At 43.6% G+C, this 4,477-nt stretch carries 4 protein-coding genes; 1 reads left to right on the top strand and 3 read right to left on the bottom strand.

The genetic code is table 11. The features are described from left to right. Positions 1 to 275 precede the first annotated feature (275 nt). From AC805_RS08025 to AC805_RS08035, 3 genes are all read right to left on the bottom strand, one after another. Positions 276 to 1,967 carry an NAD-binding protein gene (locus AC805_RS08025; protein ID WP_055074942.1) on the bottom strand — a complete coding sequence of 564 codons (1,692 nt, stop codon included), beginning with the start codon at positions 1,965 to 1,967 and terminating at the stop codon, positions 276 to 278. A 107-nt stretch (positions 1,968 to 2,074) separates the two neighbouring features. Beyond that, on the bottom strand, positions 2,075 to 2,947 hold the full coding sequence (gene purU / locus AC805_RS08030; RefSeq protein WP_055074943.1) for a formyltetrahydrofolate deformylase: 873 nt from the start codon (positions 2,945 to 2,947) through the stop codon (positions 2,075 to 2,077). A 96-nt stretch (positions 2,948 to 3,043) separates the two neighbouring features. Beyond that, complete coding sequence (locus AC805_RS08035) at positions 3,044 to 3,364, bottom strand: MGMT family protein (protein WP_055074944.1); 321 nt, start codon at positions 3,362 to 3,364, stop codon at positions 3,044 to 3,046. A gap of 275 nt (positions 3,365 to 3,639) precedes the next feature. Between AC805_RS08035 and AC805_RS08040 the strand changes: the two genes are divergently transcribed. Further along, complete coding sequence (locus AC805_RS08040) at positions 3,640 to 3,951, top strand: NIL domain-containing protein (RefSeq protein ID WP_009626569.1); 312 nt, start codon at positions 3,640 to 3,642, stop codon at positions 3,949 to 3,951. The last annotated feature ends 526 nt before the right edge of the window (positions 3,952 to 4,477 follow it).

A 4,477-nucleotide genomic window follows, 5' to 3' on the forward strand; every position in this document is an offset into this window, starting at 1 on the left:
ATATAGCTGTCGCCAAGTGTACTAGGACATAAAACCCAAGAATTAATTGGCGGCGCTTCGCGCCGCCAATTAATTCTTGGGTTTTGATTTGTCCTAATTCAAGTGACTGTAGCTATAAAGATGCATTCTAAAAATATTGCAAAAACTAGATTAAATTAATGGTCAATTTATTCAAGTAAAGATTCATTAACTACAGTGCGGGTAACGCAAAACTCATCTTCAAATGGTTGCGGGTTTTGAACAAAACTGAAGCAACAAATCAACAGCTATAGATCTTAGCTAACAGCAACTTGAAAAGGAGTAACGCGCCATAGCTGTTCTAATTTTGCGGCGGGGATAGTCAAATAGAGAATATCACCTGCATTTAAAGAGGCTTCTAAGAGATTCCATCCATGGATAGTTTGGGAAGCAGTTTCGATATAGAGCGGAACAAAATCCGCAGTTGTGGATGCCTCGCGGACGGGCTTACCACAGAATGGATGATTGGGGGTAATCATCGTGGCGATCGCCACCCATAGACTATCCGCCACAATGCCATTACCTAAAATACGACCGCCGAGAGCTGAAGCGGCAAAGGCAGGGGCGGCGATTTCGGGAGGGCTCAGAACTGCCTCAAACTCGAATACTTCCTGCGCCATCCTTGCATGGTAAGGATCGTCATAACGCACGACTACTCGACAATTGGGCGCTATTCCCTTAGCATTTAGGGCGATTTCCAGATTCTCGGTATCGTTACTGGTTACGGCAAGCAGACATTCGGCTTTGTCGAGATTTGCTGCCTTGAGCGTCGTGGGTAGGCTAGCATCGCCATGAATGACAGGTATTTTCTGCGATCGCAAGGTATCTAAAAAACGATTATTCAGATCGCGTTCGATCGCGATTACTTCGTAACCATAGCTGACTAGTTGTAAAGCTGTCTGCACGCCGACGCTTCCCAAACCACAGATAATGATGTGATTGTGCTGGGGAACCCTTGCCGCGTCCCAGAAATTCCTCAAGCGCGACCCCAAAATAAAGTCATTTAAAATTGCATAAAAAATCCCGATCGCTGTCGTACCGATCAACATCATGATAATTGTAAAAACCTTGAGGTTATCGGTAGCATGTTCGACCACCTGCTCGTTCCCCCCTGCCCCAGTAATCATCCCAACTGAGAAATAGAGGGCATCCACAAACGGAATGCCGATCTGCAAACTGGTATATACCAAGGTTGCCGAAAAAATAGTTAACAGTAAAGCGATCGCCGTAAATAAAACCTCTTGCCCATGTTCGTGAAATTGCCGAGCGCCCATGAAGATCTTGGCGATCTTTTGCAAAATTGGACGGGATGCATTGCGCACATTGGGCTGTGTCCCTAATAAAAGGCGATCGCCTAATTGCAAAGTCCGACCGTCAAGCACCGCACTCACCAGATCGACCTTGCTCTCATCGCTGGGCAGATAATAAATCAACATCCGCGATCGATCTTCCCAAAACTCTGACAAGGGCTTACCCAGCCAAGCATGGCGATCGCCGATATACTCTTCGTGAATTGGCCAAGTCTGAGTGAATAAACGCAGTTGCCCGATCGCTCGATTACCCATAGCACTAAAAGCAAAGACAGGTGCGGCAAGAGCCGCCACGCTCATCGTCAGATGATTGGGTAGGGTCAAATCTAGCCTCACCCCCAAACTAGAATTAAACAAGCGGTTAATAATCCGTACATGGGGATTGAGAACCCTTGCCTGCATTAAAATCGTTAAATTGCGAGTTTCATCGGCTCCCGCCAAAATCAAGGTCTGCGCATCCCTTATACCTGCGGCAATTAAAGTCTCTGCCGCCGCCAGATCGCCAATGACAATTTCCGCATCAGCATGATGGATCGGTCGATCGTGGATGCCAATGACAAAACAACCTTGCTGCTTGAGCAGGCTTAAAACTTTGTAACCCGTTCGATCTAAACCACAGACGATAATGCGGGGTTTCATTGGCTATAGGCGATCGCGATCGCTACCCATGGAATTATCGAAACTATTGTGAGCTATAAACGAGATCGCGACTGTAGCCGATCGCACGAATCGGCGAGCAATCCAGTCTAATCAAAGACGACCGTTCGCAATCCTAAATCCGAGTTTGCCGATTGCCCGTAAATTAGCACGCGATTTTGTAAATGTTGGCGGACAGCCCTTGCTAGGACAATCCTTTCGAGATCTTTCCCTTTACGAATTAGATCGGTTACCGAATCACGATGGGACACCCGAATGACATCCTGTTCGATAATAGGTCCTTCATCCAGTTCATCCGTGACATAATGAGCCGTCGCACCAATAATTTTTACGCCTCGTTTATAGGCTCGGTGATAGGGATTAGCCCCCGCAAAAGCAGGTAAAAACGAGTGATGAATATTAATTACTTGGGGAAACTGGGCGAGAAAATCAGGGCTTAAGACCTGCATATATTTCGCTAGCACCACCAAGTCAATTTTGTATTGCTTGAGAAGGGCTAACTGCTGCTTCTCTTGTTCCAATTTATTATTAGGGGAGATGGCAATGTGATGGTAGTTAATCCCAAAGTTATGGGCTACTTTTTCTAGATCTGGATGATTGCTAATGACGACAGGGATCGTGGCAGAAAGTTCATGCGATCGCTGCCGCAAAATCAAATCGTAAAGACAATGATCTTGCTTAGAAACAAAAATGGCAATACGCCGCACGTAATCGGAAAACTGGATGCTCCATTTAGCCTGAATTTCCGTCGCTAACTTCTCAAAAGTCGGATGGATCTCCGATCTCGCGAGATCGAAGTTCTCTAAATCCCATTCCACCCGCATTAAGAATAAGCCCGCCGTGCTATCAGCATGTTGATCGGCATGGAGAATATTCCCGCCATGGGAAAATACCCAGTCTGAAATCTTCGCAACCAAGCCTTTTTGATCGGGACAAGAAACCAGTAAAGTCGCAGTAGTCATGATTTACAAATATAGCTGTAGCCTATCATGTTAGGACAAATTCCAAACGCAAAATAGGAATTACAATGCCTTGCGTTGCTTAGAATGGATATCTTTTTAGGGTTCGGGTCGCCATTGATATTTTCGCAGATCGATTTTGCCAGTATCGCTAAAAATAATTCCCTCACTTTCGAGGAGCGATCGCTGTAAATAGTCCGTCCCCATCCGCAAAGGTGATAGCGATATCTCTCCCTTCGCATTTATGACCCGCTGCCAAGGAACATCAGCATTTTGCACTCGAAATAAGGCATAGCCTACTAAACGTGCTTTTCCTGCCAAATTAGATAATTCGGCAATCTGTCCGTAGGTTGCCACCTGACCTCTAGGAATCTTTCGTACAATTTCATAAATACGATCGTAAGCCGTAGTACTATTCATAGTTATCGTCTGAAGTGTAAATTTATACTTTTTTATCCAGATATACAAACCTATATAGCCCTTGATAAGTAGCTAGGCGCAATTAAATATAAGACTAAAAAAATCTGTAGCCAAGTCTCAGTAAGTGTTACAGGTTTTAACGTTATTCTTTAATTAGGCGCAGTTAATCAGATCTCTTTACAAATTTAGTGACCTAAGTCACTTCCAGTCCTTTAAAACTTTAGCTATGATAATAAATGTCAAAACATTAAGACATTTGCACTGGAGATATTTCAATGCTAGCGGCGGAATGCATCGATTCCAGAGCTACTGTAAATACAGAGGAAAAGCGACGAACGACAACACGCATCGCTATGCGCGTTCCGAGAAGTTGCTTCGGAGAACCTATTATCTCCCGCCTCTCATGTGAACATGGGCTAATTGTGACCATTATTGCTGCTCTCTTGGGCGAAAACCCAGAAGATGACGGCTGGTTCACTCTAGAACTAACTGGAACAACTCAACAGATCCAAAGTGGAATTATTTATCTAGAAGAGCTAGATTTAGAAATTTGGGATAAAACGGCTGTCGAAGACGAAAGCTGGTAAACATTAAAAAAAGATAAAGCAGGCTAAGCCTGCTTTATCTTTTTTTATGGGAACTGTTAAAGCGATCGGGATATAAAGAAAGAGAATGGCTTTAAATGCTAGCTTTTCTTTCTTGAATTTAAGTTTGTCTTTATTATCTTCAATATCTTTATTAAGTAATACATTAAGTAATACCAATTCACACAAGTGTGACAACACCTGCGTGAATTAAAAATCAAACTCAGTCACGTTGTACTAAAGCTTAAAATGGCGTAGCCATTTTGAGCTTTGGTACAACGTGAGTCTGGAATAATTTGAAATGGGCTTTAAGAAGGGGTTTGCTACGCAAACCCTTTCTTAAAGCCCAAAAGTAAAAGCCTTGCGTAGCAAGGCTTTTACTTTTGGGCTTTGAGAATTTGTCATCTTAACCCGAACTGACGTTATAGTTGTTTTAAATAACTTGTAGACGGGCTTCGACTTCGCTCAGCCCTCGGTGTAAGCTAGCTGAGCGAAGTCGAAGCTGTAGTTTTTATTTGAATTATCTATA

This window comes from Pseudanabaena sp. 'Roaring Creek' (assembly GCF_001402795.1).
In the GTDB taxonomy this organism is placed as follows: Bacteria; Cyanobacteriota; Cyanobacteriia; order Pseudanabaenales; family Pseudanabaenaceae; genus Pseudanabaena.

What these genes read in the sequence shown, in the direction of transcription:
- AC805_RS08025 (WP_055074942.1), bottom strand. Translation starts at nt 1,967, where the DNA reads ATGAAACCCCGCATTATCGTCTGTGGTTTAGATCGAACGGGTTACAAA.
- purU (WP_055074943.1), bottom strand. Translation starts at nt 2,947, where the DNA reads ATGACTACTGCGACTTTACTGGTTTCTTGTCCCGATCAAAAAGGCTTG.
- AC805_RS08035 (WP_055074944.1), bottom strand. Translation starts at nt 3,364, where the DNA reads ATGAATAGTACTACGGCTTACGATCGTATTTATGAAATTGTACGAAAG.
- AC805_RS08040 (WP_009626569.1), top strand. Translation starts at nt 3,640, where the DNA reads ATGCTAGCGGCGGAATGCATCGATTCCAGAGCTACTGTAAATACAGAG.